21 protein-coding genes are annotated in these 25,524 nt (G+C 68.8%); 6 read left to right on the forward strand and 15 right to left on the reverse strand.

Annotated features, from left to right (window positions below):
* Positions 1–3: 3 nt before the first annotated feature.
* Positions 4–1,206: an amino acid aminotransferase gene (locus tag ACZK5N_RS04295; protein ID WP_459019562.1), complete on the reverse strand. Its 1,203-nt coding sequence runs from the start codon at positions 1,204–1,206 to the stop codon at positions 4–6.
* Positions 1,207–1,347: 141 nt separating this feature from the next.
* On the opposite strand from ACZK5N_RS04295, the gene ACZK5N_RS04300 reads away from it, so the two are divergent.
* Together ACZK5N_RS04300 and ACZK5N_RS04305 are read left to right on the forward strand one after the other, a co-directional pair.
* The gene (locus ACZK5N_RS04300; RefSeq protein WP_459019561.1) at positions 1,348–2,490 is read left to right on the forward strand and encodes a carboxylate-amine ligase; all 1,143 of its coding nucleotides are present in this window, start codon (positions 1,348–1,350) and stop codon (positions 2,488–2,490) included.
* Positions 2,487–3,233 (forward strand): glutamine amidotransferase, encoded by a 747-nt coding sequence (locus tag ACZK5N_RS04305; RefSeq protein ID WP_459019560.1) that lies wholly within the window; start codon positions 2,487–2,489, stop codon positions 3,231–3,233. The genes ACZK5N_RS04300 and ACZK5N_RS04305 overlap by 4 nt, the downstream gene beginning before the upstream one ends.
* Here ACZK5N_RS04305 and ACZK5N_RS04310 read toward each other — a convergent pair.
* Positions 3,221–4,546, reverse strand: a complete 1,326-nt coding sequence (locus ACZK5N_RS04310) for an RNA polymerase sigma factor (RefSeq protein WP_459020377.1) — start codon at positions 4,544–4,546, stop codon at positions 3,221–3,223. The two genes, ACZK5N_RS04305 and ACZK5N_RS04310, sit on opposite strands and share 13 nt — an antisense overlap.
* A 198-nt stretch (positions 4,547–4,744) precedes the next feature.
* Here ACZK5N_RS04310 and ACZK5N_RS04315 point away from each other — a divergent pair, with 198 nt between their 5' ends.
* Entirely contained in the window at positions 4,745–5,677 is a 933-nt protein-coding gene (locus ACZK5N_RS04315; protein ID WP_459019541.1) for a sigma-70 family RNA polymerase sigma factor, read from the forward strand.
* A gap of 80 nt (positions 5,678–5,757) precedes the next feature.
* Here ACZK5N_RS04315 and ACZK5N_RS04320 read toward each other — a convergent pair whose 3' ends face one another.
* The 5 genes from ACZK5N_RS04320 to ACZK5N_RS04340 are packed head-to-tail and all read right to left on the reverse strand — an operon-like array spanning position 5,758 to position 12,630.
* Complete coding sequence (locus ACZK5N_RS04320) at positions 5,758–6,606, reverse strand: acyl-CoA thioesterase (RefSeq protein WP_459019540.1); 849 nt, start codon at positions 6,604–6,606, stop codon at positions 5,758–5,760.
* Between the two features lie 8 nt (positions 6,607–6,614).
* On the reverse strand, positions 6,615–10,424 hold the full coding sequence (gene hrpA, locus ACZK5N_RS04325) for an ATP-dependent RNA helicase HrpA (protein WP_459019539.1): 3,810 nt from the start codon (positions 10,422–10,424) through the stop codon (positions 6,615–6,617).
* Entirely contained in the window at positions 10,421–11,293 is an 873-nt protein-coding gene (locus ACZK5N_RS04330) for a universal stress protein (protein ID WP_459019538.1), read from the reverse strand. Before ACZK5N_RS04330 ends, hrpA begins: the two co-directional genes overlap by 4 nt.
* 11 nt (positions 11,294–11,304) lie before the next feature.
* A complete protein-coding gene (locus ACZK5N_RS04335; RefSeq protein WP_459019537.1) occupies positions 11,305–11,709 on the reverse strand; it encodes a pyridoxamine 5'-phosphate oxidase family protein in 405 nt (134 codons plus the stop codon).
* Between the two features lie 36 nt (positions 11,710–11,745).
* On the reverse strand, positions 11,746–12,630 hold the full coding sequence (locus tag ACZK5N_RS04340) for a T3SS (YopN, CesT) and YbjN peptide-binding chaperone 1 (RefSeq protein WP_459019536.1): 885 nt from the start codon (positions 12,628–12,630) through the stop codon (positions 11,746–11,748).
* Positions 12,631–12,707: 77 nt separating this feature from the next.
* Here ACZK5N_RS04340 and ACZK5N_RS04345 point away from each other — a divergent pair, with 77 nt between their 5' ends.
* From ACZK5N_RS04345 to ACZK5N_RS04355, 3 genes are read left to right on the forward strand one after another with little or no spacing between them, the layout of a single operon-like run.
* A complete protein-coding gene (locus ACZK5N_RS04345; protein WP_459019535.1) occupies positions 12,708–13,613 on the forward strand; it encodes an AEC family transporter in 906 nt (301 codons plus the stop codon).
* Between the two features lie 42 nt (positions 13,614–13,655).
* On the forward strand, positions 13,656–14,141 hold the full coding sequence (locus ACZK5N_RS04350; RefSeq protein ID WP_459019534.1) for a DedA family protein: 486 nt from the start codon (positions 13,656–13,658) through the stop codon (positions 14,139–14,141).
* Positions 14,142–14,173: 32 nt separating this feature from the next.
* Positions 14,174–15,319 carry a magnesium and cobalt transport protein CorA gene (locus tag ACZK5N_RS04355; protein ID WP_459019533.1) on the forward strand — a complete coding sequence of 382 codons (1,146 nt, stop codon included), beginning with the start codon at positions 14,174–14,176 and terminating at the stop codon, positions 15,317–15,319.
* Between the two features lie 13 nt (positions 15,320–15,332).
* Here the strand turns inward: ACZK5N_RS04355 and ilvD are convergent, their stop codons facing one another.
* From ilvD to ACZK5N_RS04395, 8 genes are all read right to left on the reverse strand, one after another.
* Entirely contained in the window at positions 15,333–17,171 is a 1,839-nt protein-coding gene (gene ilvD / locus ACZK5N_RS04360) for a dihydroxy-acid dehydratase (protein ID WP_459019532.1), read from the reverse strand.
* A gap of 77 nt (positions 17,172–17,248) precedes the next feature.
* Complete coding sequence (locus tag ACZK5N_RS04365) at positions 17,249–18,046, reverse strand: sulfurtransferase (protein ID WP_459019531.1); 798 nt, start codon at positions 18,044–18,046, stop codon at positions 17,249–17,251.
* Positions 18,047–18,135: 89 nt separating this feature from the next.
* Positions 18,136–18,546 carry a pilus assembly protein CpaE gene (locus ACZK5N_RS04370; RefSeq protein ID WP_459019530.1) on the reverse strand — a complete coding sequence of 137 codons (411 nt, stop codon included), beginning with the start codon at positions 18,544–18,546 and terminating at the stop codon, positions 18,136–18,138.
* A gap of 28 nt (positions 18,547–18,574) precedes the next feature.
* Entirely contained in the window at positions 18,575–19,324 is a 750-nt protein-coding gene (locus tag ACZK5N_RS04375; RefSeq protein ID WP_459019529.1) for an amino acid ABC transporter ATP-binding protein, read from the reverse strand.
* Positions 19,321–21,501, reverse strand: a complete 2,181-nt coding sequence (locus tag ACZK5N_RS04380) for an amino acid ABC transporter substrate-binding protein/permease (protein WP_459019528.1) — start codon at positions 21,499–21,501, stop codon at positions 19,321–19,323. The genes ACZK5N_RS04375 and ACZK5N_RS04380 overlap by 4 nt, the downstream gene beginning before the upstream one ends.
* 114 nt (positions 21,502–21,615) lie before the next feature.
* The gene (locus ACZK5N_RS04385; protein ID WP_459019527.1) at positions 21,616–24,468 is read right to left on the reverse strand and encodes a vitamin B12-dependent ribonucleotide reductase; all 2,853 of its coding nucleotides are present in this window, start codon (positions 24,466–24,468) and stop codon (positions 21,616–21,618) included.
* Between the two features lie 42 nt (positions 24,469–24,510).
* Complete coding sequence (gene nrdR, locus ACZK5N_RS04390) at positions 24,511–25,026, reverse strand: transcriptional regulator NrdR (protein ID WP_459019526.1); 516 nt, start codon at positions 25,024–25,026, stop codon at positions 24,511–24,513.
* 170 nt (positions 25,027–25,196) lie between these two features.
* Positions 25,197–25,523, reverse strand: a complete 327-nt coding sequence (locus ACZK5N_RS04395; protein WP_459019525.1) for a hypothetical protein — start codon at positions 25,521–25,523, stop codon at positions 25,197–25,199.
* Position 25,524: the final 1 nt, after the last annotated feature.

The following is a 25,524-nucleotide window of genomic DNA, read 5'->3' on the forward strand; positions in this document are numbered from 1 at the left end:
CCCTCACCCGGCGGTCCGCACCTCCGCGATGGCCTCTGCCACATGGACGAGGTTGTCGTTGTTCAGGGCGGCCACGCACATGCGCCCCGCGTCGGTGCCGTAGATCCCGTGGTCCGCCCGCAGCGCCACCATCTGCGGCTTGGTGAGGCCGGAGTAGCTGAACATGCCCATCTGCTGCGCGATGAAGCCCATGTCCTGGACCCCCCTCGCCTCCAGAGCGGCCACCAGGCCACGGCGTAGCTGCTTGATCCGGTCACGCATCGCGGCCAGCTCCTGCTCCCATCCGCGCCGCAGATCCGGATCCGACAGCACCGCGGTGACCAGGGCCGCGCCGTGCGTCGACGGGTTGGAGTAGTTGGTGCGGATGCAAACCTTGAGCTGGGACAGGACCCGCCGCGCCGCGTCCGCCGTCGAGGTGACCACCGACAGCGAGCCGATGCGCTCTCCGTAGAGGCTGAACGACTTGGAGAAGGAGGTGGCGATGAAGAACTCCAGGCCGGAGGCGACGAACTTCGCCACCACCGCCCCGTCCTCCTCGATGCCGAACCCGAAGCCTTGGTAAGCCATGTCCAGGAACGGCATGAGGTCACGTTCGCGCAACACCTCGATGACCCTGTCCCACTGGTCCGGGCTGAGGTCGTAGCCCGTGGGGTTGTGGCAGCACGCGTGGAGGACCACGATGGTGCCGGCATCCGCCTGGCCGAGGTCCGCCAGCATGCCGTCGACGTCGATGCCCTGCAGCGCCGGCTCGTAGTAGCGGTAGTCCTTCACCGCGAACCCGGCCCTGGTGAACAGCGCGCGGTGGTTCTCCCAGCTGGGTGAGGAGATCATCACGGTGGCCGAGGGCTCGATCTGCTTGAGGAGGTCCGCCCCCACCTTCAGCCCGCCGGTGCCGCCGAGCGTCTGAACCGTGACGACGCGACCCTCGGCCAGCACCTCCGCGTCAGCGCCGAACACCAGTGACCGCACGGCCTCGCGGTAGGCAGGCAGGCCGTCGATGCCGAGGTAGCCCTTCGGCTTGGACTCGGCAGCGAGCCGCTGCTCCGCCGTGCTGACACAGCCGAGCAGCGGAATTCTGCCGTCCTCGTCCAGGTAGACGCCGACGCCCAGGTTCACCTTCCCCGGCCGCTGGTCGGCCACGAAAGCCTCGGTGAGTCCGAGAATGGGGTCTGCGGGGGCGAGCTGGACACGATCGAACAGCGACATGGGGGCACCTCTTTCCTCGGTGGCCCAGCCTAATGCCCTGCGGCCGGGTGTCCAGATACCCATCCGACACGCGCCACCGGGATCGGCGAGGTGCCAGACTTCTCAGTGTCGCCGCGACCACGCCACCGACGGAGGGACCTCATGAGGATCAAGTTCGGTCAGTCCAGGCAGTCGACGATCGGGATCGAGTGGGAGCTCGCCGTCGTCGACGCGCACACCATGGAGCAGGTGCCGGCGGCCGACGTGGTGCTGTCCCGGGTCGACGATCCGGTCAACGGCCCCATCCGCTCCGAGTACCTGACCAGCATGATCGAGATCGTCTCCGGCGTGCACGCCACCGTGCCGTCTGCGGTGAAGGAGATGCGCGGGCACCTGGAGCGCGCCCTGGCGCTCCTCGAGCCGCGGGGTTTCACGCTGCTCGGCGCGGGGGCCCACCCTTTCGGTGATCCGGCCCGCCAGCTTCCCGGCGACAAGCCGCAGTACCGCCGCGTCACGGAGCGCAACGGGTGGTGGGGTCAACAGATGGCCATCAACGGCCTCCACATCCACACCGGCATCGACCACCGCGACAAGGCGTTGCCGATCGTCTACGGCATGGCCCGGTTCGCGCCGTACTTCATCGCGTTGTCGGCCTCGTCGCCGTTCTGGATCGGGGAGGACACCAGGTTCGCCTCGCAGCGCACGATGATCTTCCAGCAGCTACCCACCAACGGCCTGCCCTATCACATGAGCGATTGGGCGGAGCTGGAGCGCTACGCGTCGCAGCTCGAGGGGGTCGGGTTGATCCAGAACCCCTCGGAGATCCGGTGGGACGTGCGGCCCTCGACGTGGGGGACGGTGGAGAACCGCACGATGGACTCGGTGCCCACGTTGATGGAGATCGGTGCGTTGACCGCCTTCAACCAGTGCCTCGTCGAGCGGATGTCACGGGCGTTGGCCCTGAACGAGCCCATCCACCGCCTACCCTTCTGGTTCATGCGGGAGAACAAGTGGCGGGCGGCGCGCTACGGGCTCTCCGCGGACATCATCACTCCCCGCAAGGACGAATACCTCATCCACGTCAGCGACGGCATCCTCCGCTGGGTGGTGGAGCTCACGCCCATCGCCGAGGAGCTGGGGTGCGCGGAGAGCCTGGCCCACGTCGAGGACCTCGTGCGGCTGGGTCCGAGCTACCTTCGGCAGCGGCGCGTGGCGGGCGCCCACGACGGGGACCCCGTGGCGGTCACCCGGGCCATCGCCGCGGAGCTCCGCGCCGGTCAGCCATCGTTCAAGGAGTCCAGGTGAAACCCTTCCTTCTGCTCAGCACGCGGCCCGAGGACGACGCGGCGGCGGGCGAGCTGGAGGCCGTGGCGCGGCTTGCGGGCCTCGCCGCGGACGACGTGGTGCAGGTGCGCGTCGAGGCCGCTCCCGCGCCGGTGGTCGACCTCGACTCGTACTCGGGCGTGTTCCTCGGTGGGGGGCCCTTCAACTCCAGCGACACGCACAAGTCCGCCCTGCAGGTGCGGGTGGAGGCGGACCTGGACCGGATCATCACCGAGGTGGTGGAGCGCGACTTCCCCTTCTTCGGCCTCTGCTACGGGGTGGGAGCGCTGGCCGGCCGGATGGGCGGGGTGGTGGACCGCAGCGTCGGCGAGGACGTGGGAGTGGTCACCGCCACACTCACCGACGAGGGCCGCGCGGATCCCATCTTCGACGGCGTGCCGGATCAGTTCCACGCGTTCACCGCCCACAAGGAGGGCTGCCGGATCCTGGCCCCGGGAGCCGCGCTCCTGGCCACGGGAGTGACCTGCCCGGTGCAGGCTTTCCGCCTGGGGAAGCGCGTCTACGCCACCCAGTTCCACCCCGAACTGGACTCCGCCGGGCTGGCGGCCCGCATCCGCATCTACCGCGACGCCGGCTACTTCGACCCGGCCGACACCGAGGATCTGGTGGCCCTGGCGGAATCGTCGACGATCACGCACGCCGTCCACGGCATGCTGCGCAACTTCGTGGGCCTGGCCCGCGAGCGCGACGGTCAGTCGAGGTAGTCCCGGAGGACCTGGGAGCGCGACGGGTGGCGCAGCTTCGACATGGTCTTGGACTCGATCTGCCGGATGCGCTCGCGCGTGACCCCGTAGACCTTGCCGATCTCGTCAAGGGTCTTCGGTTGACCATCCGTGAGGCCGAATCGCATCGACACCACACCCGCCTCGCGCTCGCTGAGCGTGTCCAGCACGTCGTTGAGCTGCTCCTGCAGGAGCGTGAAGTTGACCGCGTCCGCGGGGACGACGGCCTCTGAGTCCTCGATCAGGTCACCGAACTCGGAATCGCCGTCCTCGCCCAGCGGGGTGTGCAGCGAGATGGGCTCGCGGCCGTACTTCTGGACCTCGACGACCTTCTCCGGCGTCATGTCCAGCTCGACGGCGAGCTCCTCAGGGGTGGGCTCACGTCCCAGGTCCTGCAGCATCTGGCGCTGCACGCGGGCCAGCTTGTTGATGACCTCCACCATGTGCACCGGGATGCGGATGGTGCGGGCCTGGTCCGCCATGGCGCGCGTGATGGCCTGCTTGATCCACCAGGTGGCGTAGGTGGAGAACTTGTAGCCCTTGGTGTAATCGAACTTCTCCACCGCGCGGATGAGGCCCAGGTTGCCCTCCTGGATGAGGTCCAGGAACAGCATGCCGCGGCCGGTGTAGCGCTTCGCGAGCGAGACCACGAGGCGCAGGTTGGCCTCGAGGAGGTGGTTCTTGGCTCGGCGCCCGTCTTCGGCGATCCACTCCAGGTCCTCGCGCTCGTCCTGCTTGAGCTTGTCCGTGGTGTGGATGCGCTCGTCGGCGAAGAGGCCGGCCTCGATCCGCTTGGCCAGCTCCACCTCCTGGACGGCGTTGAGCAGCGCCACCTTGCCGATCTGCTTGAGGTAGTCCTTGACCGGGTCAGCCGTGGCCCCGGCGGAGACGACCTGCTGCTCCGGCTCGTCGGCGTCGTCGGAATCAGAGAGCGCGAAGCCCTCCTCCTCGACGAGCTGCTTCACCAGCGGCGCCTCGCTGGCTTCGTTGAATGAGGAGTCGTCAACCTCGTCGAGGGAACGCTTCTTCCCGCCAACAGTGAGGACCACGTCGTCCCCCTCGCGCTTGAACTGGACTTCGACTTCGCCGGTGGATGCCTGGGCGACGGTGGGCACTTCCGCCTTGGCGGCTGCCTTGGCCCGCGTGCGCGGGGCGGCTTTGACAGTGGATTCGCCGGCGGCGGCCGGCTGCGCGGCGCGGGTGCGAACGGCTGCCCGGCGGGTTCGTGTCGGCTTGCCGGTTCCTTCAGCGTCCTGCGTCACATTGGTCCTCTCGCGGGCATCTACTGGTTTCAGCGCGTGCGTCGCCCCGCCTTAGTCAAGGGTGACGCGCCCCCCATTCTTGCACGCGCCGGGCGACCACTCAAACGAACACCCGTCAGGGTCGTCCCGTACGATCTGGGTCGCAATTCTCAACCGGCTGCCCGCGCGCGGGAACCCTTTTCGCACCCCATGCGTTGTTGGAGATGACGAGTACGAAAGGTTGCCAGAGATATGAACACTACTGTGCGTACACGAACCAATGACGGCATCGACGGCAAGGACGCGGTGGGGCTGTACCTCGACGCCATCGCCAAGACGCCGCTGCTCAACGCCCTCGACGAGGTGGAGTTGGCGCGGGCGATCGAAGCCGGGCTCTACGCCCGCAAGATCCTCGACGGCGAGATCGAGTCGGCGGTGCCGGCCACCGACGAGGAACTGCAGGAGGTCGCCGCAGACGGCGAGCGGGCCATGCAGCGCTTCATCCAGGCCAACCTGCGCCTCGTGGTGTCCGTCGCCCGCAAGTACGGGCGCGCCCAGATGCCCATGCTGGACCTCGTCCAGGAAGGCAACACCGGTCTCATCCGCGCGGTCGAGAAGTTCGACTACGCCAAGGGTTTCAAGTTCTCCACCTACGCCACATGGTGGGTGCGGCAGGCGATCTCGCGCGGTATCGCCCAGCAGGCACGCATCGTCCGCCTCCCGGTGCACGTCGCCGAGCAGGTCAACCAGGTCTCCGCGGTGCGCCGCAACCTGGAGCGTCAGCTGGGCCGGGATCCGGAACTCTCCGAGATCGCCGACGAGCTCGGCATCGAGGAGAGCAAGATCGTGGATCTCATCCGCTACTCCAGGGACCACGTCTCGCTCGACGCACCCGTCGAGGCGGACGGGGACACCGCACTGGGCGACCTCATCGCACGCGAGACCTCGCCCGGGCCGGATGAGATGGTCCTGGACGCGGAGGAGCGCGCGCGGCTCGAGGGGATGCTGGCGGGCCTGGACGAGCGCTCCCAGGACGTGGTGCGTCGCCGCTACGGCCTCCTCGACGGCCGCCAGGCCAAGCTCGCCGACATCGGTGTGCACTGGGGCATCACGGCGGAGCGGGTGCGCCAGATCGAGCGGCAGGCGCTCGCCACGCTGCGCGCCGGTCAAGGGCTCGCCGCCTGACCACCCGCTGCGTCCCCTGAGCACCGCGGCCCGCTCCCCCTCCCCCGGGAAGCGGGCCGCGGTCTGTGTCCGGGGCGGTGTCACGACAAGACGCGGATGAGCCCCTCCTGCGCGCACGACGCCACCGCCACGCCGCCCTGGAACAGCCTGCCCATGGCGAAACCACGCGCGTGTGAGGCCGACGGCGACGTCATGTCGTAGAGCAGCCACTGGTCCACGCGCACCGGGCGGTGGAACCACATGGCGTGGTCGATGGACGCGGCCTGCATCGACGGTGACAGGAACTCCACGGGGTGGGGCACCGTCGAGACGCTGAGCAGCGTGATGTCCGACAGGTAGGCCAGCACCGCCGCGTGCAGCAGCGGGTCGTCGGGCATGGGCTCCCTCGTGCGTACCCAGGCCCGCATGCTGCCGCCACCGTCGACCATCTCCGGTCGCGCCGCAAGCCGCACGTCCAGCGCGTCCCACTCCGCGACCAGCCGAACGCTGGCCCCGAAGCGCCGCTCCAGCACGTCGTGCAGCGATGGGCAGGACTCCGGCACCGACACGTCGACCGGTGGCGCCACGGAATGGGTGAGCCCCTCTTCCGGTTGCTGGAACGAGGCGGTCATCTGGAAGATCACCGAGCCCCCCTGCCTGGTGACCACTCGACGGTTGCTGAAGGTGGCGCCGTCGCGCATCACCTCCACCTCGAAGTCAAGGGGCTGATCGATGGCCCCGGGGCGCAGGAAGTAGGCGTTGAGCGAGTGGACCACCCGGTCCGCGGGCACGGTCCGCGCGGCCGCGACGAGGGTCTGACCGAGCACCTGACCGCCGAAGAGGCGCTGCAGCAGCGTGGTGGGGTGCGGCCCGCGGAACCGGTTCTCACCGGTGGCGTGCAGGTCGAACAACGCGATCAGTTCCGTAACGTCCTTGGGCACGAGGACCATCGTGCCACTCAACGGGCCTGACGGATCGCCTGCCTGATGCGCTTGGCCGAGATCGGCACCGCTGTGCGCAGCTGTTGCGCGAACAGGCTGACCCGAAACTCCTCGAGGAGGAAGGCGATTTCCTCCACCTCGGGCGGCAGCGGCCCTGGCGGCTGCGCGTCGGTCAGCTCGGCGTACGCATCCTCCACGTCGTCGATCTCCGCCTGGAGACGGGCGTCACGCTCGGGCTGGGAGGCGGCGGCCTGCAGCCGCGCGACGGCGGCCTCGGCGTACCGGGGAAGGTGCGTCAGCCACGGGTCGGGGGTGGCCGAGATGAACCGCGCGAAGAAGAGGTTGTCGAGCTGGGCGCTGACGTCGCGGCGCACCGGGCTGGCGGCGGCGAATCCCGCGAGGAGAAGCCGGGCCTGCGTGACGGAGGCCAGGGCCTGGGCGGCGATGGACACCACCTGCCGGGTGCGCCCGGGGCACTCCTGCCGGACCGCCAGCGCGACCCTCGCGTAGTCGGCCTCCGAGCGAACGTCCACGATCGGGCCCTGCTCGGCGGCGAGCTGCTCCCCCGCCTTGAGCCAGGCGTCGGCCAGAAGCTCCGGCACGCTCGGGTACGCCGAGTCCGCCAGCGAGAGCTTCTCGTGCCGGCCGAGGTGCCCCACCACCCACTTCGTCGGATCCGGGTTGGTCAGCGTGAGGAGCCTGCGGACCCCGAGCGTGTGGGAGCGGGCGGCCTTCTGCGGCGAGTCCAGCACCTGCACGCCCACCGTCCTGCCCTCGTCCACGAGCGCGGGGTAGCCCAGCACGCCCTTGGCGACGGCGCTCTCCCGCGGGACGGTGCCGAAGGTCCAGCTCCGCTGACCGGAACTCACCAGGTCTCCCGCGGAGGCGGTGAGCTTCGCCGCGACCCTGGGGGCGAGGGTCACCGCCAACATGTCCAGGTCGTCTCCGCGTGCCACTTCTCGTCCGTTGTCGACGACGACGAAGGTGGGACGGAGGTGGCCGCCGATCGTCGTCGGGGCGAAGCTGTCCGGCCCGACGACGACGCCGGTCAGCGCCGTGAGTGCCCGCGCGAGCGCCTCGGGAAAGCTGCCCTCGCCGACCTCGCCGCGACCCTCGAGCCAGGCCAGCGCCCGCGCGGCGTAGTCCGGGGCCGGGACGAAGCTGGTGCGCAGCGCCTTGGGCAGCGAGCGGATGAGCTCGGTGGCGAGTTCGCGGCGCAGACCGGGGACCTGCCAGCTGAAGCGGGCGCCGTCGAGTTGGTTGAGGAGTTCCAGCCGGACCGTGATGGTCACGCCGTCGCTGCCGGATCCCGGGTCGAAGACATAGTGGATCGGCAGTGTGTGCGGCCCGGCCCGCCACCGGTCCGGGAAGTCCGAGGGCCGCAGCTGCCTGGCGTCGACGACGGCGTCGTCGATCATCAGCCTGGGCCACTGCTCCTCAGGGATGGAGCGCAGCCACGCGTCGAGGGTGGCGGCCGAGACCACGTCCGCCGGGATGCGCTCGTCGTAGAAGGCGTACAGCGCGTCGTCGGAGATGAGGAGATCCGGCCGGCGCATCCGGTCGGTCATCTTCATGGCCTCGTCGAGCACGGCCCGGTTGGCCACGACGAGGCGCTGCCTGGTCTCCCAGTCCCCCTCCACGAGCGCGCTGCGCAGGAAGATCTCGCGGGCCTCGACGGGGTGGGTCGCGGCGTAGTTGGTGCGCCGGCCGGCGATGATGGGGACGCCGAACAGGCTGACGGTCTCGCTTGCCACGACGGTCCCGGAGCGACCCGACCAGCGCGGCTCGGACAGCGTGCGCGTCAGCACGTGGCCGCCGACCTGCTCGATCCACTCCGGCCGCACCTCGGCCACGGTGCGGGCCCACAGCTGAGAGGTCTCCACCAACTCGAAGGCCACCACCAGAGGCGGCGTGGAGCGCGCCAGCGACGACCCGGGCTGGATCGCGAACCGGGCGCCGCGCGCCCCCTGGTACAGCGTGAGGGGACGCCGCCTCCCGGGCTGGCCCTTCGTCTTCTCCTGCTCTGCGAGACCGACGTTGGACAGGAGCCCCGTCAGCAGGCAGGTCAGCACCTCGGGCATCGGTGCGTCGCCGGTGGCGTCGAGGTCCAGCTCCTTGACCGCCTCGCGCAGCTGGGAGACGAGGTCCTCCCACTCGCGGAACCGGACGAAGTTGAGGTACTCCTCGCGGCACATGCGCCGGAAAGCGTTGCCGGACAGCTCCCGACGGCGCCTTCGCAGGTAGGTCCAGACGTTGAGCAGCACCTCGAAGTCTCCACCCTCGAGGCTGGTTCTGGCCGCCTTCTCCTGCCGGGTGCCCGTGTGTGCGGTGTGGCGCAGCGGCGCGCCGTCGGGTTCCACCGCGGCCGGGACGTCCGTGCCCCAGAACCTGCGGTGCAGCTCGTCGGCCTTCGCCTGGAACTCGGTGGGCCGTTCGCGGATGTCGGGCACCGTGAGTCCGGCCACCAGCACCAGCACCGTGCCGAGCGTCTTGCGGCGTGCGCCTTCGATCAGCATCCGGCCGAGCCGCGGGTCCACCGGCAGCCTGGCCAGCATGCGGCCGGTGCGGGTGAGCCGGACGTGGTCATGGCGCTTGCGGGGATGCAGGGCGCCGAGCTCGGTCAGCACTCGGACGCCGTCGTTGATCTGTGAGATCACGGGCGCCTCGACGAAGGGGAAGGACTCCACGTCACCGAGCCCGGCCTGCGCCATGAGGAGGATGACGGTGGCCAGGTTGGTGCGCAGGATCTCGGGCTCGGAATACAGCGGGCGGGAGTCGAAGTCCTCCTCGCTGTAGAGGCGCACGGCGATGCCGGGGCCGAGGCGGCCGCAGCGCCCCGCCCGCTGGTTCGCCGAGGCCTGGGACACCGGCTCGATGGGCAGCCGTTGCACCTTGGTGCGCGCGGAGTAGCGCGAGATGCGGGCCGTGCCCACGTCCACCACGTAGCGGATCCCGGGCACGGTGATCGAGGTCTCCGCCACGTTCGTGGCGAGCACCACCCGTCGGCCGCTGTGCGGCTGGAACACGCGCTGCTGCTCGGCTGAGGAGAGCCGGGCGTACAACGGCAGCACGTCGAGGCCGGTCTTGAGCTTGTCGATGGCCTCGGCCGCGTCGCGGATCTCGCGTTCACCGCTGAGGAAGACGAGGATGTCGCCGGTGGAGGACTCCGTGACGATCTCCTCCACCGCGCCGGCGATGCCGTCGATCTCGTCCTGGTCCTCTCCCAGGGGGCGGTAGCGGGTCTCCACCGGGAAGGTGCGCCCCGACACTTCGACGACGGGTGCGCCGTCGAAGTGCTCCGAGAAGCGGGCGGTGTCGATGGTGGCGGAGGTGACGATGATGCGCAGTTCGGGCCGCTGCGGCAGCAGTTGCTTGAGGTAGCCGAGGAGGAAGTCGATGTTGAGGCTGCGTTCGTGGGCCTCGTCGATGATGATCGTGTCGTAGCGGCTGAGCAGTCGGTCGTGGGTGAGCTCGGAGAGCAGGATGCCGTCCGTCATCACCTTGATCCGGGTCTGGGCCGTGACCTTGCGCGTGAAACGCACCTGGTAGCCGACGAACGCGCCCAGCTCGACGCCGCACTCCTCCGCGATGCGCTGCGCGACGGTGCGGGCCGCGATGCGTCGCGGCTGGGTGTGCGCGATGCGCTCCCGGCCCGCCAGGAGGCAGATCTTGGGCAGCTGCGTGGTCTTGCCCGAGCCGGTCTCCCCGGCCACCACCACCACCTGGTGGTCGCGGATCAGGCCCGCGATGCGCTCCGCCTCCGCCGCGATGGGCAGGGAGGCGACGACCTCGACGTCGGGGGGACGCGTGGAAGGGTCCGGGCTCATCGAGTGATGAACAGCGGGCACTCCGCGTGGGCCATCAGGCCACGCATCAGGCCGCCGAGGCTGAAGCCGGGAATGTGGGACTGCCCCACGCCCAGCACCAGGAGGTCGTAGCCGGCACTGCGGCTGACCAGTTCGTTGATGGGGGTGTCCGCGGCCACCAGCACCTCGTACTCCACGCCGGGATGGCGGGCCGCCACGGTGGCTGCGATGGCCTCGATACCGCCCTTGGCGAACCGCACCTGCTGGTCGAGGTCTGAGGGGCTGAGCCGCTTCGCGAACAGACCCACCGGGGGCTGAATGGCGTGGACGATCTCGAGACGGGCGCCCAGCCGCTCGGCCTGGAGGAATCCGGCCTCAAGAATCTGCTCGGACCCAGGGCTGGTGGTGAGGCCCACCCCCACCACACCCTTCTGCCCGACGGGGTCGGGGTGGGCGGCCGCGGAGATGACGACGACGGGGCAGGCGGCATTGGCCACCACGGCCACCGACGTGGAGCCCACGAACATGCGCTCCAGGCCGGTGGCGGCGCGCCGGCCGACCACCACGAGGCTCGCGATCTCGCTGAGGCGGGCCATGACGCCGCCTGGGGAGCCCATCACCACCTCGGTCTTGATCCGGTCCTCCGTGAGGCCCATCCCCAGGGCCACGTCCTTGGCCTGTTCGTTGGCGGTGACACCGGCGGACTGGAGCACCTCGGGGTCGTAGACCACGCCCCACGCGCCCGCCATGAGGGTGTCGTCGACGGCGTTGACCAGGAGAAGCTCGCCGCCGTAGCGCAGCACTGTGCCCGTGCCGAAGCGGACGGCGCGGAGGCCGTCGTCGCTGCCGTCGACGCCGACGACCACCAGGGGTGTGGTGCGTTCGCTCATGTCTGGACTCCTCACTGTTGGATGACGCCGGAAACGACGCGCCCGGCGATGGTGCTCGCGGTCACGGCCAGCCCCACCGGCCTGTTGCCTTCGAGCCAGCTGCTGCTGGCCACGTCCGCATCCGCCGGGCCGCTGATCCCGCGCACGAGCACGGACCAACCTGTGGCGGTCTCCTGATCGATCTCGTCCACCTGGAACGCGACATCGGTGCGCTGGGTGAGCCCCGCGAGGAACGACTGCGGGGACGTGTGGAACACGATGGCGCCGTCCACCACACGGAAGTTGACCGGCACGACGGCGATGCCGTCCGGGGCCATCCACGCGACGCGTCCCACGACGGCCTCGGTGAGGAGCGCCCAGCATTCGTCGGCGTCGAGCCGAGAGAAATAGGTCACGGGCTGAGGCTCGGTGGTCATGCCTCCACTGTAGTGCTCGCGCGGCGTCCGGGGAGGTCAGAACGTGGTGCGGCCGCCGAGCTTGGTGGCGAGCTCGTCGTCGATGCCGTCGGCGATCTGGCTGAGCGCGAACAGTGCCTGGTGCAGGTGCGCCGGCACGAACGGCTGCGCCGCCACCGACAACTGCACGAAGACGCGGTCGCGGTGGAGGGCGAACCGGCCATATCGCGATTCCACGTTGAGGTCGTTAAGCACCTCGCAGGCGCGGGACCTGCCGATGACGTCGTGCACCAGGGCCGAGAACAGCACCAACTCGGCGCCGTCCGGGGTGGACCGCAGGAACACCATCGTGGAGCCCACGCGGATGGCGACGTCGCCCAGCTCGTTGCGCAGCGTGGGGTGGCGGTACAGCCGGCGCAGTTCGTCGTCGACCAGCGAGTCCAGCTCGGCGCGGGAGCCAGGCATGACGGCGGTCTCCTCGCGCGAGAGCTTCCGCGGCGTCAGTGGCGCCCACGGCGCCTCTCCCTGCAGGATCTCGGCCAGCTGATCCGGATGGAGGAATACGGGGTGCAGGACCCCGAAGACGCCCGTCAGGGTGCTGGTGGCGAGTTCGGCCAGCGTCGACGACGCCTCCTGGTCCACCTCGGCGTGGAAGCGCAGCACCCCGTCGCCCTCGGTCCACCCGAGGCCCCGCAGCGCCTCCGCCTCCTCGGGAGTGGGCTGCCCGGCGTCGGAACCCAGCACGTAGCCCGCCACCACCAGCGGCGCCACCATGGAAAACCTGAGGCCGGGACGCAGCGCCGCGGCGTCCGGATCAGCCACGGAGATGGTGAGGTCCTCTGTCCCGTCCATGACGGACAGCACCTCGCCCAGGCGGAGGGTGAACTCCTCCCAGGCATGCCGCTGGGTGGCGTCGAAGTCGAAATCGCGGTAGTCGGCCACTGGAGTACCTCCTCGCGGATCAACCTAGCAAACCCCGCTGGGCTGCAGGCCACCCCGCAAACCCTAGGCTGGGCGGCATGTGGGAGGCGCTCGAGGGGTTCAGCACGATCGGTCTGGTGGTGGCCGTCGGCTTCGTCCTCGCCCGCGCGCGGCTGGTGGGCCGGTCGGCGCAGCGTGCGCTGGGCGACGTGGCCTTCTACGTCGGCCAGCCCGCGCTGGTCCTGGTGGCGGTCGCCGGCGCGGACGTGCGGCTGCTCGTCGGCTGGCACGTCGTGGCCTTCGGTGGGGCCTGCGTGCTGGCCGGGTCGACGTTCGCGCTGCTCATGGCCCGGCGGTGGCGGACGGGCCGCGCCGAGGCCGCCATCGGCTACCTGGCCACGAGCTACGTCAACGCCGGCAATCTCGGGATGCCCATCGCGGCCTTCGTCCTGGGCGACGCCGCCTGGGCGGCCCCGGCGATGCTGCTGCAGGTGCTGATCCTGCAGCCGAGCGCCGTCGCGGTCCTGGAGTCGTCGACGGCGGGGCGCGGACGCTCTGTCGTGCGCAGCTTCGCCACCCACCCGCTCGTCATCGGCGGCCTCATCGGCCTGGCGGTCAACCTCAGCGGCTGGCAGGCCCCGACGGCGCTGTGGGCGCCACTCACCCTCCTGGCAGACCTCGCGATCCCCGCGATGCTCCTGGCGTTCGGCATGTCGCTGCACTCCAGCCCCCTGCCCCGCCGATTGTCGCGGCGCATCGTGGCGGCGATCGTGACGAAGTCGTTCGTCGTGCCGGCGCTGGCGCTACTCATCGCCCTCGCGATCGGCCTCACCGGCACCCCGCTGCGCGCCGCCGTCGTGCTGGCCGCGCTGCCGACGGCGCAGGTGGTGTTCGTGCACTCCGTCCGCTATCAGGTGGGGCTCCGCCTGGTGCAGGCGACGACGCTGTGGTCCACGCTGCTGAGCGTCCCCGTCATCGTCGCGGCCGGGGCGCTGCTGCACTGAAGCCGCTAAGCTGGCGGCCCGCCCGCAGCACCTTGGAGCGCCATGTTCGATCCCACTTCCTGGGACGCGCCGTTCGTTGTCGTGGTGTCGGCACTGTTCGTCATCGTCATGCTGCGCGCCAACGGCGCCTACTGGCTCGGGCGGGCGCTGGCCGCGGGTGCCCGTCGCACCCGGTGGGAGCGGCTTCTGGCATCGCGGCACTACGCCACCGGAGCGCGTTGGCTGACCAGATGGGGCGCGCCGGCGGTCTCGCTCTCGTTCCTCACCATCGGGATCCAGACCATGGTGAATCTGGCTGCGGGAGTGGCGCGGATGCCGCTACGCCGCTACCTTCCGGCCGTGGCCGTCGGCTGCCTCATGTGGGCCTTCATGTACGGCACTGTGGGGTTCATCGGGTGGGTCGCGGTGCTCGCCCTGTGGGACCGTTCGCCGCTTCTCACCGTCGCCCTCCTGGCGCTGGCCGCGGCGGGCATCCTCTGGGCCGTCGCCCGCCGCGATCCGTCACCGGAACCCGTCCCCGCGGAGTAGGCTGCCGCCCGTACCTGCCCAAGGAGGCACCCATGGCGGATCAGCGCCGCGCAGACCGGCTGCTGCGTTCGCTGCGGCTCAAGCCCACACTGCCCGCCTCCGCCGAGGCTCCCTCCACGGAACCTGCCCCCACACCGAGCACCGTCCCTGCTCGTGTCACCTCCATCGTGGACGCGGGCATCTACGCCGACGGCAGGCGGGTCGCCACCCCGGAGACGTTCGAGGAGGCCTTCCGGCTCCTCGACCAGCAGCCGGACGGCTTCGCCTGGATCGGGCTGTACCGCCCGAGGCACTCGGACATGGCCCTCCTGGCCGAGGAGTTCCGGCTCAGTCCCCTCGCCGTCGAGGACACGATCACCGCCCACCAGCGGCCCAAGTTCGAGCGATACGAGGACGTGCTGTTCCTCGTGCTGCGCGCCGCCCACTACGTCGATCGCAGCGAGACGGTGGACTTCGGCGAGGTGCACGCCTTCGTCGGCGACAGGTTCGTGGTGACCGTGCGCCACTCGGAGACCCCGGACCTCACCCGCGTGCGGCAGCAGCTGGAGTCAACGCCGACGGTTCTGGCGAAGGGGCCCAGCGTGGTCCTGCTGCGGCTGCTCGACGGCATCGTCGACGACTACACCCCCGTCGCGATGGGCATCGAGAACGACATCGACGAGATCGAGACGCAGGTGTTCACCGGGAGTTCCCGGGTGTCGCGGCGCATCTATCAGCTCTCCCGCGAGGTGATCGACTTCCAGCGGGCCGTGCGGCCCCTCAAACAGATCATCGAGGGAGTGCGGGGTGACCGGGTGTTCGCCTCCGCCGGGGAGCGCCGCCGCCAGGAGCTGCGCGACATCGAGGACCACGCCATCGCCATGATCGAGCGGGTCGACATCCTCCGCGAGACGCTCAAGGGCACCCTGGACCTCAACATCTCGCTCCAGGCGCAGCGACAGAACGAGGAGATCAGCAACATGACCGCCTCCAGCTTGAAGCAGGCGGAGGAGACCCGGCGGATCGCCGCGTGGGCCGGCGTCCTGTTCGTGCCCAGTCTGGTCACGGGCACCTACGGCATGAATTTCGCCTACATGCCCGAACTCGACTGGGTGTGGGGCTACCCCTTCGCCCTTGTGCTGATGCTGGTCACCGGGGTGGGGATGTACACAGTGTTCAAGCTCAAGGGCTGGCTGTAGCCCTCCCGAACCCTCAGGACAGCTTGCGGGCCGCGCCCTTGTCCGCGGACTGCGCCAGCATCCCGAAGATCTTCAGGGCGGTCGACACCTCGCGCACGCGGTTCTTCGGCGCCCACCCGGCGGCGTCCCGCGCGGCGCGCCGAGCCGCGAGGGTGTCGTCGTCCACGTTGAGCGTCAGGGAGCGGTTGGGGATGGAGATGGTGATGGTGTCCCCGTCCTCGATGAGCCCGATCGCGCCGCCGGAGGCAGCCTCCGGCGACACGTGCCCGATGGACAGCCCCGAGGAGCCGCCCGAGAAGCGTCCGTCGGTGATCAGTGCGCACTGCGGGCCGAGGCCCAGCGCCTTGAGGTAGGAGGTGGGGTACAGCATCTCCTGCATGCCGGGGCCGCCCTTGGGGCCCTCGTAGCGCACCACGACGATGTCGCCGGGCTGGATCCGCTTGCCGAGGATGGCCTCCACCGCGTCGTCCTGCGACTCCGTGACCACGGCACGCCCAGTGAACTCCCACTGGGCCTCCGGCACGCCGGCGGTCTTGACGATGGCGCCGTCGGGCGCGAGGTTGCCGCTGAGCACGGCGAGGCCACCGTCGAGGGTGTACGGGTGCTCCACGGAGCGGATGCAGCCGCCCTCGGCATCGGTGTCAAGCGTGTCCCAGCGGTTGGTCGACGAGAAGGCTTCGGTGGTGCGAACGCCGCCGGGAGCGGCGTGGAACAGCTCGACGGCCTCTGGGCGGGCCTTGCCGCTGCGGATGTCCCAGTCGTCGAGCCACTCCTGCATCGTGCGGGAGTGGACGGTCGAGACGGCGTCGTCGAGCTTGCCGCCGCGGTACAGCTCACCGAGGATCGCGGGGACGCCTCCGGCCCGGTGAACGTCCTCCATGTAGTACTTCGGGGAGTTGGGCGCCACCTTGGCCAGGCACGGGGTGATGCGGGAGATGGCGTCGATGTCGTCCATGGTGAAGTCCACGCCGGCCTCCTGGGCGGCGGCGAGCAGGTGGAGGACGGTGTTGGTCGAGCCGCCCATCGCCACGTCGAGCTTCATGGCGTTGGAGAACGCTGCCTTGGTCGCGATGGAGAGCGGGAGGACGGACGCGTCCTCCTCGTCGTACCAGCGGCGGCACAGCTCGACGACGAGCCGGCCGGCCTCCTGGAACAGGCCCTTGCGGGCCGACGCCGTGGCCAGCGTCGAGCCGTTGCCCGGGAGCGCCAGCCCCACCGCCTCGAGGAGACAGTTCATGGAGTTGGCGGTGAACATGCCCGAGCAGGAGCCGCACGTGGGGCACGCGTTGGCCTCGATCCGGCCCAGCTCGTCGTCGGTGACGGATGGATCCACCGCCGAGACCATGGCGTCGACCAGGTCCAGCGAGGTCACGACCCCGCCCTCCTTCACCACCGCCTTGCCGGCCTCCATGGGTCCGCCGGAGACGAAGACGGCCGGGATGTTCAGCCGGAGGGCGGCCAGGAACATGCCGGGGGTGATCTTGTCGCAGTTGGAGATGCACACCAGCGCATCCGCGCAGTGCGCGTTGACCATGTATTCCACCGAGTCGGCGATCAGCTCACGGCTGGGCAGCGAGTAGAGCATGCCGCCGTGACCCATCGCGATGCCGTCGTCCACGGCGATGGTGTTGAACTCGCGGCCGATGCCGCCGGCCTCGGCGATGGACTCGGAGACGAGCTTGCCCATGTCACGGAGATGCACGTGGCCGGGCACGAACTGCGTGAACGAGTTGGCCACGGCGATGATCGGCTTGCCCCAGTCCGAGTCCGTGATGCCCGTGGCGCGCCAGAGGGCGCGGGCGCCCGCCATGTTTCGGCCGTGGGTGGTGGTGCGGGACCGGAGTGCCGGCATGGGGAACCTCCAAGGGCTAGCGACGTACCCGGCCAGGATACCCGCCGGCCGTCTCCTCGCCCGTGGCCGTCCGAGCCCTACTCCCCCGTCGCGACGGGTCTGGAGGTGTGGCTGTATTGCGACCAGGACCCGGGATACAACCGACCCCGCCCGAGCCCGGCGTACTCGAGGGCGATCAGGTTGTGGCAGGCGGTGATCCCGGACCCGCAGTAGGAGATGACGCGCGAGGCGTCGTCGACCCCCGCGAACCGCTCCCGCAGCGCCTCCGGCGTCCTGAACCGCCCGTCCTCGGTGAGATTGCCTGGCAGCGGATAGTTGCGCGCTCCCGGGATATGGCCGGCCTTGGGGTCGATCGGCTCGTTCTCGCCGCGGAAGCGCTCCTCGCTGCGGGCGTCGATCACGAACTCGCCCGCTGCCGCCTCTTCGATGTCGGCGAGCGCGGCGTCGGGCCAGGAGGCGGGCGGGAACTCGGCACGGGGCCGGCGCCGCACCTCTGTGGTGAGCTCACCGTCCCAGGCCTGGATCCCGCCGTCGAGAAGGGCCGCGTCCCGGCCGAGGATGCGCAGCAACCACACGAGGCGCCCGGCCATGGCGCCTCCTGCGTCGTCGTAGGCCACGACGGTGTCGCGCTCACCGATGCCGAGGTGGCTCATACCCTCGGCGAAGGTGTCGTGATCAGGCAGTGGGTGCCGGCCGCGGGCGGGCGACGGTGGGTCGGCCAGGACGTCGTCCATCGGCACGAACACCGCGCCGGGAAGGTGACCGGCCGCATAGGCGTCGGCGCCGGATCGCCCGTCGAGGTAGTGCCGCACGTCCGCGACGACCGCGTCGGGATGCGCCGCGAGCCAGGTCTGGTCAACCACCGGAGGAATCACGTCACCAGCCTATGCCGCCGCTGTCCTGGCTGGGGAGGGGGGTTGAGCCTGACACGGCTTCCGTGGGGAAACGATGAGCCGGGACCGGGCTACCGCGCGGCGCTGATGAGGGCGAGCAGCGCGGCGGCGTAGGCCTCGGCCGCATCCTCGGCGATGAAGGAACGCGCCGGCTGGCTGGGGATCTCGATCACGACGGCGAACTCACCGGTCTGGGACCTGCCTAGCGAGCGGAAGGTGCCGCCGAGCAGCTCGCGCAGCTGTTCCTCGCGCGGGAGCCACAGCGCCTTCTCCGCCGGCACGGAGTCCAGCGCCCATTCGGTGGTGCCGTTGAACGCCAGCAGCGTCCCGGTGGGGTGATCCCGCGCCTCCACCACCATGTTGGCGAGGGTGAAGACCTCGTCCTCCAGGTCCATGGCACGCACGACGAAGCGGTCACCCTCACCCGGATGCCACACCACACCGGCCTGGGCCAACCGCTCCGCGGTTGTCACTGAGATCATCTCGTGCCTCCTCGCACCTGCTGAGCCGCTAGAGGATCTTGCTCAGGAAGTCCTTCGTGCGATCCTCCCGCGGTGAACCGAACAACTCGGCGGGCGGTCCCTGCTCCACGACGGTGCCATCGGCCATGAACAGCACCCGATCGCACACCTCCCGCGCGAATCCCATCTCGTGCGTGACGATCACCATGGTCATCCCCTCACCCGCCAGGGTCCTGATGACGGCCAGCACCTCACCCACCATTTCGGGGTCCAGGGCGCTGGTGGCCTCGTCGAACAGCATCACGTCGGGCTTCATCGCCAATGCCCGGGCGATCGCCACGCGCTGCTTCTGGCCGCCGGACAGCTGGGCGGGCCGGGCGTCCACCTTGTCCGCGAGCTGGACGCGGTTGAGGAGCTCGAGGGCAGCGTCGCGGGCCTCGGATCGCGACATCTTCTTCAGCTGCACCGGGGCCAGCATGATGTTCTCGGCAACGGTCATGTGGGGAAACAGGTTGAAGTGCTGGAACACCATCCCGATGCGCTGACGCACAACGTCGATGTCCGTCTTCGGATCCGTCAGGTCCTGGCCTTCGAAGATGATGCGCCCGCTCGTGGGCTCCTCGAGCTTGTTGAGGCAGCGCAGGAAGGTGGACTTGCCGGACCCGGAGGGCCCGATGACCGTGACCACCTCCCCCTCGCGGATCGCGACGTCGAGGCCCTTGAGCACCTCGAGGTGCCCGAACGACTTGCGCAGGTCCTGGACCTCGAGGAGCGTCTGGCCACTGGGTTGCGTGCTCACTTGTTGAACCTCCGGTCGACGGCATTGGAGAGCATGGTGAGGGCCTTGATGACGATGAGGTACAACGCGCCCACGATCAGCCAGATTTCAGCGGACCTGAAGTTGTTGGCGATGATCTGCTGGCCCTGGTACGTGAGCTCGGCGAGACCGAGAACGGCCAGCAGAGAGGTGTCCTTCAAGGTGATGACGAACTGGTTGATGAACGACGGCGTCATGATCTTCACGGCCTGCGGAACCACCACCATCTGCATGGACTTCATCCACGGCAGACCCAGCGACCGGGCGGCCTCGAGCTGGCCCGGGTCCACCGACTGGATGCCACCGCGCACGATCTCGGTCATGTAGGCGCCGGCATTGAGCGCCAACGTGAGGATGCCGGCGGTCAGGACATCGAGCCTCACCCCGGTCAGCGTGGGCAGGCCGAAGTAGATGAAGAACGCCTGCACCAGCAGCGGGGTCCCACGGAACACGTCCACGTAGATGCTCGCGATGACGTTGAGGACGGGGTTGCCACCCACCTTGAAGAATCCCAGGACCAGACCGAGGATCAACGCGAACACCAGCGAGAGTGCCGTGGCCGCAATGGTCATCACCATGCCCTTGCTCAACGCCGGGAGGGCCGACGCCAGGAGGTCGAAGAAGCCCTGGCGTTCAGCGCCGGTGGGGGCCTCGAGATAGGTGTCGAGCAGCGCCTGGTAGGAGCCGTCGGCCTTCATCTCGGCCAGGCCCGCGTTGAACGCCGCGAGCAGCTCGGGGTTCTGACCCTTGTTGACGGCGAAACCGTACTGACCCCCGGGCTCCTTGGGCGTCACGGCCTTGAGTCCGTTGCCCTGCTTGATGCCGTAGGCGAGGACCGGATAGTCGTCGAAGACCGCTGCGGCGTTGCCGGAGTTGACCTCGGAGTACATCGTGTCCGCCTGAGGCAGTGCCTTGACCGAGAACCCGTACTGATCCTTGATCGACTCGGCGAAGGCCAGGCCCTCTGCACCCGTCTTGGCCACCACGATCTGCCCATCGAGGTCTTCGTACGACGTGATCGGCGAGTCGTCCTTCACGGCCATCTGGATGCCGGAATCGAAGTACGGATCGGAGAAGTCGAAGATCTCCTTGCGCTTGTCGGTGATGGACATCCCGGCGATCACGCCGGCCACCTGGTTCGACTGTAGGGCCTGGAGCGCCGCGTCGAAGCCCACCGACTTGATGTCGACCGTGAAACCCTTTCGTTCTGCGATGGCGGTGATGAGGTCGATGTCGATGCCGGTGAGTTCGCCGTTGGCGTCGCGGAACTCAAACGGCGCGAACGTGGTGTCGGTGGCGATCGAGTACGTCTTGCCGGCCACCGCGGGATCGATGCTCGACACCGGCTGTCCACCCGTCGACCCGGCGTCCAGGTACCTGTCGAGGATCTTCTGGTAACTGCCGTCCTCCTTCATGGCGGCCAGTTGGGCGTTGAACGCAGCCAACAGAGCGCCATTCTGGCCCTTGCTCACCGCGAAGCCGTAGGACCCGCCCGGCTCCTTGGCGGTGACAGTCTTGAGTCCGTTGCCCTGCTTGATGCCGTAGGCGAGCACCGGGTAGTCGTCGAAGACGGCGGCCGCGTTACCGGAGTTCACCTCGGAGTACATCGTGTCCGCCTGCGGCAGGGCCTTCACGGCGAAGCCGTACTGGTCCGCGATCGACTCAGCGAACCTCAGCCCCTCCGCTCCGGTCTTGGCCACGACGGTCTGCCCGCGCAGATCCTCGTACGACGTGATGGCCGAGTCAGCCTTGACAGCCATCTGGATGCCGGATTCGAAGTACGGATCGGAGAAGTCGAACGTCTCCTTGCGGACGTCGGTGATGGTCATGCCGGCGATCACCCCGGCCACCTGTCCGGACTGCAGCGACTGCAGGGCGGCATCGAAGCCCACGGACTTGATGTCGACGGTGAACCCACCTCGCCGGGCGACTTCACGGATGAGATCCATGTCGATGCCGGTCAGTTCACCGCCGGTGTCACGGAACTCGAACGGCGCGAACGTCGTGTCCGTGGCGATCGCGAACGTCCTGCCCACCAGCGACGGGTCCGGCGTGGGCTCAGCCAGCGCGGCGGGTGCCGCCAGGAAGCCGACCACCAGGAGCGCCACGACGGCGGCCCAGAGCCGATGCACACGAGCCTTGACCTTCAGCCTGTTCACAGTTCGTGTCCTCTCTGTGGGCGCCCCCGCTGGACGCTGGCAGAACGATATCCCAGATGGGCCAGGCCGACGCGTCAACGTCTGCCTGGCCCATCTGGAGCTCAGCCGGTGCGGTCAGCTGCAGCCGCTGGTGGAGCCGCACCCCTCGCACACGTAGCAGGACCCGCTGGGCCGCATCTTCGTGCCGCAGGTCATGCACAGGGGCGCGTCGACCTCACGGCCCGTGAGCGACTCCATCAACTCCGCCGTGGTCTGTGCGGTGCCGAAGTGCGACGGCGACGGCGCGTCGATCAGCGAGGGCTGACGGGCCCCGTCGACCTTGAAGTTGTCGCCGGCGTCGTTGCGGAGGGATACCGCCTCCGGCATCGCCGCCTCGTCCTCCTCCGAGAGGTAGGAGCCGGTCTCGACGTAGCGGGCCCGCTCCGAGGCGGTGTAGATACCCAGTTCGGCCCGATCGTCGAACGTCAGGTAGTCCAGTGCAAGGCGTCGGAAGATGTAGTCCATGAAGGACTGAGCGATCCGGATGTCCGGGTCATCGGTCATGCCCGCGGGCTCGAACTTCAGGTTGGTGAACTTCTGCACGAAACTCTCCAGCGGCACGCCGTACTGCAGGCCGATGGACACTGCGATGGAGAAGGCGTCCATGACGCCCGCGAGGGTCGATCCCTGCTTGCCCAGCTTGAGGAACACCTCACCGATGCCGCCGTCCTCGTAGGCGCTGGAGGTCATGTAGCCCTCAGCGCCGCTGACGGAGAAACTGGTGGTACGCGAGGCGCGGGACTTCGGGAGCCGCTGCCGCTTGGGACGGTACTCGATCCGCACCTCAGGCTCTGCCTTCTTCTCCTCCTTGGCCTCCCCGTTGCCCTCGGAGAGCGGCTGGCCCACCTTGCAGTTGTCGCGGTAGACCGCCAGCGCTTTGAGGCCGAGCTTCCACCCTTGGAGGTAGACGTCCTCGATCTCCTCGACCGTGGCGGTCTCCGGCAGGTTCACCGTCTTGGAGATGGCACCGGAGAGGAACGGCTGGACCGCGGCCATCATCCGGACGTGGCCCATCGGCTTGATGGAGCGGGCGCCCATGGCGGTGTCGAAGACCTCGTAATGTTCCGCGGCCAGGCCGGGTGCGCCGATGACGTGCCCATTGACGCCGATGAACTCGACGATGCCGTCGATCTCCTCCGAGCTGTACCCGAGCCGCTTCAGCGCGCGCGGGATGGTCTGGTTGACGATCTGCATGGATCCGCCGCCGACGAGCTTCTTGAACTTCACCAGGGAGAAGTCGGGCTCCACGCCCGTGGTGTCGCAGTCCATCATGAAGCCGATGGTGCCGGTGGGGGCGAGCACCGACGCCTGGGCGTTGCGGAAGCCGTTCGTGGCCCCCAGAGTGACCACGCGATCCCACTCGCGGGTGGCGACGGTGTGGAGTGGACGGTCCTCCTGGAGCACGCGGAGGTCGTCGTTGGCGGCCTGGTGCTTGCGCATCACCCGCTGGTGGGCCTCCGCGTTGACGGCGTACCCGTTGTAGGTGCCGACGATCGCCGCGAGTTCAGCGGAGCGGCGGTAGGACGCGCCGGTCATGATCGAGGTGATGGCCGCCGCGGTGGAGCGGCCGCCCTCGGTGTCGTAGCCCTTGCCCATGGCCATGAGCAGCGCGCCGAGGTTGGCGTAGCCGATGCCCAGCTGGCGGAAGTTGCGCGTGGTCTCGCCGATCGACTCGGTCGGGAAGTCCGCGAAACAGATCGAGATGTCCATCGCGGTGATGATCAGCTCGACGGCCTTGACGAACAGCTCCGCGTCGAAGGTGCCGTCGGCCTTGAGGAACTTGAGCAGGTTCAGCGAGGCCAGGTTGCACGAGGAGTTGTCCAGGCTCATGTACTCCGAGCAGGGGTTCGACGCCGTGATGGGACCCGTGACGGGGTTGGTGTGCCAGTCGTTGATGGTGTCGTGGTACTGGATGCCCGGGTCAGCGCACTCCCACGCCGCGGTGGAGATCTTGCGGAAGAGCTCGTTGGCGTCCACCTCCTCGATGACAGAGCCGTCGGTGCGCGAGCGCAGGCCGAACGCGCTGCCCGCCTCCACCGCCTCCATGAACTCGTCGGTGACTCTCACCGAGTTGTTGGCGTTCTGGTACTGCACCGAGGTGATGTCCTTGCCGCCGAGGTCCATGTCGAAGCCGGCGTCGCGCAGGGCGCGGATCTTGTCCTCCTCACGCGCCTTCGTCTCCACGAATTCCACGATGTCCGGGTGGTCGACGTCCAGGACCACCATCTTGGCCGCGCGACGGGTGGCGCCGCCCGACTTGATGGTGCCGGCGGACGCATCGGCGCCCCGCATGAAGGACACGGGCCCGGAGGCGGTGCCGCCGGAGCTCAGGAGTTCCTTCGACGAGCGGATCCGGGACAGGTTGAGGCCGGCACCCGAGCCGCCCTTGAAGATGAAACCCTCCTCCTTGTACCAGTTGAGGATCGAGTCCATCGAGTCATCGACACTGAGGATGAAGCATGCGCTGACCTGCTGCGGCGAGGGGGTGCCGACGTTGAACCAGACCGGGGAGTTGAAGGAGAAGAACTGGTTCATCAGCATCCAGGTGAGCTCGTGCTCGAAAATCTCCGCATCCTGCTCCGAGGCGAAGTATGAGTAGTCCAGGCCGGCCTTCGCGTAGCTCTTGACGACACGGTCGATCAGGGTGCGGAGGCTGTCCTCGCGCTGGGGGGTGCCGAGCGCGCCGCGGAAGTACTTCGTGGTGACGATGGTAGAGGCGTTGACGCTCCACGACGCCGGGAACTCGACGCCACGCTGCTCGAAGACGTTCACGCCGGTCTTCCAGTTGGTCTGGATGACGTCACGGCGATCCCATTCCACCTCGTCGTAGGGATGAACCCCCTGCTTGGTGAAGACGCGCTCGATGACGAGCCCCTTCCCCTGTGCGGCGCCCTTCGTTCGCGTGGCGCGTGCTGCTGTCGCGGTCATGGTTCTTCCCCTCGATCTATTCCTGGTTATTGTGCTGATGCTCTAGCTGATGAGCGGTTGCTGGGCCGACGCGACCCCGATGGCCGCGGACTCACGGCTGAGCTCCTTCTCGGCGGAGCTGAGCCGGAGCAGATCGATCTCGCGCTGGAAATCGTCCACCGAGTCGTAGTTCTTGTACACGCTGGCGAACCGCAGGTAGGCGACCGAATCCAGCTCCTCGAGTGGACCGAGGATGGCCACACCGATCTGCTCGGCGGCGATCTCCGCCTGGCCTGAGGCCCTCAATGATTCCTCGACCCGCTGGGCGAGCGCCGCCAGTTGAGCGGCTGTGACGGGACGACCCTTGCATGCCTTGGACACGCCCTTGATGACCTTGTCCCTGGTGAAGGACTCCACCACTCCGGAACGCTTCACCACGGTGAGGACGATCTGCTCGACGGTGGTGAACTTCCGTTCGCAGACAGGGCACATCCTCCGTCGGCGAATGGCGGACCCGTCCTCGGTGGCGCGCGAGTCAGACACCTTGGTGTCTTCGTTGCGGCAGAACGGGCAGTGCATGACCGGCGGGCCTTCCCTGGTGAACAGCGGAGGGCCAACCTTGCCACGCTATGGCCGGGACCACAACTTATGGGGGAAAGACACCGCTGTAACTACTAGATGTAGGGACAGCCTAGATCTGGGGGCCTCCATGTTCAAGGGCGAATCGCCGATGCACGTCAAGTCGGTCTTCAGGGAGCGGCGACGTGCGCCCAGGCCGGATCCCCCGCCACGTAGCGGGTGGCCGGCTCCTGCGACATGTCCACAAACTGGGCCGCAGAGACGGCCGCACCCACGGACGCCAGCAACCCGACAGCCACCACCTTCAGCGCGAGAAAGGGTAGGACTGGGCGGGTGACTCTGCAGGAGGCGACGCCGCCGACCCGTCCGGGCGAGACGGGGCGGGACGGGCGAGCCAGCGGCCCTCCGAGCTCCGGCCGACCAGCGGGCGAGACCGTGACGACCCGACGGGCGCCGGCGTCGACAACCCGGAAGCTCAGTGCGCGTGAAGCGGTCATG

It is taken from the genome of Tessaracoccus pujii, assembly GCF_055326215.1.

Coding starts and splice junctions, on each gene's coding strand:
- ACZK5N_RS04295 (WP_459019562.1), bottom strand. CDS start 1,206: ATGTCGCTGTTCGATCGTGTCCAGCTCGCCCCCGCAGACCCCATTCTC.
- ACZK5N_RS04300 (WP_459019561.1), top strand. CDS start 1,348: ATGAGGATCAAGTTCGGTCAGTCCAGGCAGTCGACGATCGGGATCGAG.
- ACZK5N_RS04315 (WP_459019541.1), top strand. CDS start 4,745: ATGAACACTACTGTGCGTACACGAACCAATGACGGCATCGACGGCAAG.
- ACZK5N_RS04320 (WP_459019540.1), bottom strand. CDS start 6,606: ATGGTCCTCGTGCCCAAGGACGTTACGGAACTGATCGCGTTGTTCGAC.
- hrpA (WP_459019539.1), bottom strand. CDS start 10,424: ATGAGCCCGGACCCTTCCACGCGTCCCCCCGACGTCGAGGTCGTCGCC.
- ACZK5N_RS04330 (WP_459019538.1), bottom strand. CDS start 11,293: ATGAGCGAACGCACCACACCCCTGGTGGTCGTCGGCGTCGACGGCAGC.
- ACZK5N_RS04335 (WP_459019537.1), bottom strand. CDS start 11,709: ATGACCACCGAGCCTCAGCCCGTGACCTATTTCTCTCGGCTCGACGCC.
- ACZK5N_RS04345 (WP_459019535.1), top strand. CDS start 12,708: ATGTGGGAGGCGCTCGAGGGGTTCAGCACGATCGGTCTGGTGGTGGCC.
- ACZK5N_RS04350 (WP_459019534.1), top strand. CDS start 13,656: ATGTTCGATCCCACTTCCTGGGACGCGCCGTTCGTTGTCGTGGTGTCG.
- ACZK5N_RS04355 (WP_459019533.1), top strand. CDS start 14,174: ATGGCGGATCAGCGCCGCGCAGACCGGCTGCTGCGTTCGCTGCGGCTC.
- ilvD (WP_459019532.1), bottom strand. CDS start 17,171: ATGCCGGCACTCCGGTCCCGCACCACCACCCACGGCCGAAACATGGCG.
- ACZK5N_RS04370 (WP_459019530.1), bottom strand. CDS start 18,546: ATGATCTCAGTGACAACCGCGGAGCGGTTGGCCCAGGCCGGTGTGGTG.
- ACZK5N_RS04385 (WP_459019527.1), bottom strand. CDS start 24,468: ATGACCGCGACAGCAGCACGCGCCACGCGAACGAAGGGCGCCGCACAG.
- nrdR (WP_459019526.1), bottom strand. CDS start 25,026: ATGCACTGCCCGTTCTGCCGCAACGAAGACACCAAGGTGTCTGACTCG.
- ACZK5N_RS04395 (WP_459019525.1), bottom strand. CDS start 25,523: ATGACCGCTTCACGCGCACTGAGCTTCCGGGTTGTCGACGCCGGCGCC.